The organism is Methylobacterium sp. J-030, from assembly GCF_022829545.1.
Taxonomy (GTDB): Bacteria; Pseudomonadota; Alphaproteobacteria; order Rhizobiales; family Beijerinckiaceae; genus Methylobacterium.
The window spans coordinates 1-3,364 of record NZ_JAKSYM010000195.1 but is presented as its reverse complement, the minus strand read 5'-3'; the positions used below and the strand labels follow the sequence as shown (position 1 = coordinate 3,364).

General features: G+C 68.5%; 2 protein-coding genes. Both read left to right on the top strand.

Features of this window, described 5'->3' with window-relative positions:
- Positions 1-1,062: hypothetical protein (locus tag MKK75_RS12905; RefSeq protein ID WP_244042963.1), on the top strand; the 1,062-nt coding region annotated here is incomplete at its 5' end.
- Positions 1,063-1,073: 11 nt separating this feature from the next.
- Positions 1,074-3,364, top strand: a 2,291-nt coding sequence (locus tag MKK75_RS12900) for a transglycosylase SLT domain-containing protein (RefSeq protein WP_244042962.1), incomplete at its 3' end; no start/stop codon positions are given.

Here is a 3,364-nt window from a genome sequence, read left to right as displayed (position 1 = left end):
GGGTCGAGCTACGGTCAGGCGGCCGATGCGATCACCGGCAACTACGGCTCGGCGCTGTCATCCCTGGGCCAAGGCTATGGGCAGGCCAGGGACGATCTGACCGGACAGTACGGGCAGGCCCGGGACGACATCAACACGAATTACGGCCAAGCCCGGACCGACCTGGGCAACCAGTATGCGCAGACGCAGGGGTATCTCGGGCAGGCCACGGCTGCCTACGACCCGCTGATCTCCGGGTCTCAGGGGTCGTTCACGCGGTTCCAGAACGCGATCGGCGGGAATGGTGCGGCGGGGTCCGCTCAGGCGACGCAGGATTTCCAGGCCGCGCCCGGCTACCAGTACCAAATGGATCAGGCATTGGGCTCGGTTCAACGTCTTGCGGCATCTCGCGGTGATGTGGCTGGCGGCAACACGACGGCTGATATTCTTAAGACTGCAACGGGTCTAGCAGATCAGTCCTATCAGCAATACGTTTCGAACTTGCAGAATGGCGCGAATTACTTTCAGACTGGCATCCAGGGGCGGGCCGCTGGACTGACGAACCAGGGCAACGCCTCGCAGGCCTACGGCACGCAGCTCGGCAGCCTCGGCATGGCGCAAGGCAACGCGTTGTCCGGCATCGATACCGGGCTCGGCGATCAGCTTGCGCAGAACGATCGTGGCCTCGGTACGGCGCAGGCCAACATCTACGGTCAGCAAGGCAACGCCCTCGGCAGCTTGTACCAGGGTCAGGGCAACGCGCTCCTGGGGGCTCAGACCAACCTCGGCACGAACCTCGGGCAGGCGGACGCCAACCTGGGGACCGGGCAATCCGCCCTCAGTGTCGGCCAGGGTACGAATACGCTGGGGATCTACGGTCAGGCCGGATCGAACCTGATGAACCTGGGCAACCAGGAGTCCAACGCGATCTCGAACGCCACCAAGATGTACGTCGACAACTCCAACACCGAAGCCAAGAACCAGATGGCGGCGGGCGGCAATTTCCTCGGCATGCTCGGCGGCATCGCCAGCAGCCCGTTCGGGGGGAGTATTTTGAGCAAGGTCGGCGGGCTGTTCAAGTAAGGGGGGCGTGCATGTCGGCCGGCGAATATTTCCAGATCTTCTCGCAGCTCGGCAAGGGCTACTTCGACCAGCAGGAGAAGGACGAGCAGAAGAGCGCGCTCGCCAAGCTGGGGCAGCAGGTTCAGGGCGGCGACTACGCCGCCGCGGCGCAGACGGCTTTCGGCGCGGGCGATGTGCAGACCGGCATCGGCCTGCTCAAGCTCGGGCAGACGCAGGAGCAGCAGAAGACCGCGAGCGCGGGCATCGCCGGCCTGACCAGCATGTACGGCGGCGGCGGCGGGTTCGATGCCGGCGGCCCTGTCGCGGCGCCCGGGGCCGACCGCAACCCCTATGTCGGCGTCCCGAGCTTCCTCGACAGCTCCGGCCCCTCGGGCAACTACCTCTCGGGCCTGTTCAAGCGCGAGAGCAACAACAACCCGAACGCCCAGGCCTCGACCTCCGGCGCTCGTGGGCTCGGCCAGTTTATCCCCTCGACGTGGAACGCGACCGCGCAGCAGCACCCGGAATTGGGCCTGACGCCGGTCGGGAACGGTCAGGACGGGCGAACCGACCCGCAGCAGATGATCGCGGCCACGAAGGCGCTGACCGCCGACAACGAGGGGATCCTGGGGCGGCACGGCCTCCCGGTGAACGACGCCACGCGCTACGCCATGCACTTCCTCGGGGCCGGCGGTGGCCCTCGCCTGATCGCTGGCACCCTGCAGAACCCGGATGCCCCAGCGGCAAGCTACGCCGACCCGAAAGCGGTCGCGGCCAACCGCCCGGTGTTCTTCAACCGCGACGGCAGCCCGAAGACGGCCGGGCAGGTCATGAACGACTTCGGTCGCAGCTTTGCCGGGGGCGGCCGGTCTGCTCCGCAAGCCGCGCCTCAGGTGGCGAGCGCGGATCCGACCTTCGCACCGTCGATGCCGGGGCCGCTGAACCGGCCGCTGGCCCCCGTGCAAGGGGTGAACCCTGACCGGGCGCAGGCGATGGCTTCCGGACCGATGCCGTCCATGGCTGGCCAGCCCGCCCCTGCCGAGATCGGTGTCGAGGGCAATATCCTGGCCGCGCCGATGCGCACCGCCGGGTTGCCTCAGACGGCCGTTCCGCGCGTGCAGGGTCCTGCGCAGACCCTGATCCCGCAGTCCATGGTCGGCTCGGGCATCCCGGGCACGGTCATGGATCGCGGCAACCCCGTCGCGCAGGTCGGCCCCGGGGATGAGGCCGACATGCCGGCATCGAACGCGCGGCCCGCACAGTTTCAGATCCCGCCCGGGCCTCAGGCGTCGCTGCCGGTAGGGCTCAGTAGCCCGCAGCCGCGTGGGCCTGCCGCCCCCTCTGCCATGGCGCCGTCGTCCTCGCCCGGCGCTCTGAACTTCCCGCAGGGTGCCCCACCGCCCCGCGTCATGACGATGCCCGGCCAGGACGGCGCTGGGTCGTCACCGGAGGCGCGTGCGCAGCTTTCCGCGCAGGCACCACAGCATCTCGCGCAGGCGGGGCTTCCCCCGCAGATCGCCGCCCCCATCGGACAGATGGCGCCCGGGTCGCAGCAGCGGATCGGTGCCCTTGTCCGTGTCGCCACACTGCCGGGCTTGAGCGAGGGGCAGGCCGGCGTCGTGAAGACGCTGCTCGCGAACGAGCTGGAGCAGACCAAGCTTCCCGACGACGTGAAACAGTACATGTTCGCGCGGAGCCAGGGCTTCGGCGGCAGTCTGATCGACTTCCGAAACGAGCTGCGGAAGCCGCTGACGCCGACCATCGTGGCGCCCGGGAATGCCGCGATCGCGCCGGGCGAGCGCAGCCCGTTCTACGTGAACCCACGGGCGCCGACGGCGGTCTCGGCTGGGGCGACGCTGTTCGATACCACCACGAACCAGCCTGTGTTCACGGCTCCGGCCAAGGACGTCGCGGACGAGGGCGCGAAGCTTCGAGCCCAGATGGATGCTCGGCGTGAAGCTGCGCCGGGTCTCGGGCTCGTGGAAGGCACGCCATCCTATCGCTCGTTCGTGGGCGCCGGGAAGATCGGCGCGGACCGCGACATGTCCGCGGGTGACAAGAAGGCGATCGACACGGCCGACAACGCGGTGCTGTCCGCGCAGGCGTCCATTGGCATGCTGGAGCAGGCCAAGGAACTGTCGGCCAAGGCTTACGCGGGGCCACTGGCGAGCGAGCGCGGTAGGGCGATGAGCCTGGTGCCGGGCAACGAGGCGGGGCAGGCGACGCTCGAACTCGACAACCTCGTCACCACGAACGCGCTCACCAACCTCAAGAGCATCTTCGGCGGCAACCCGACCGAGGGCGAGCGCAAGATCCTCCTCGA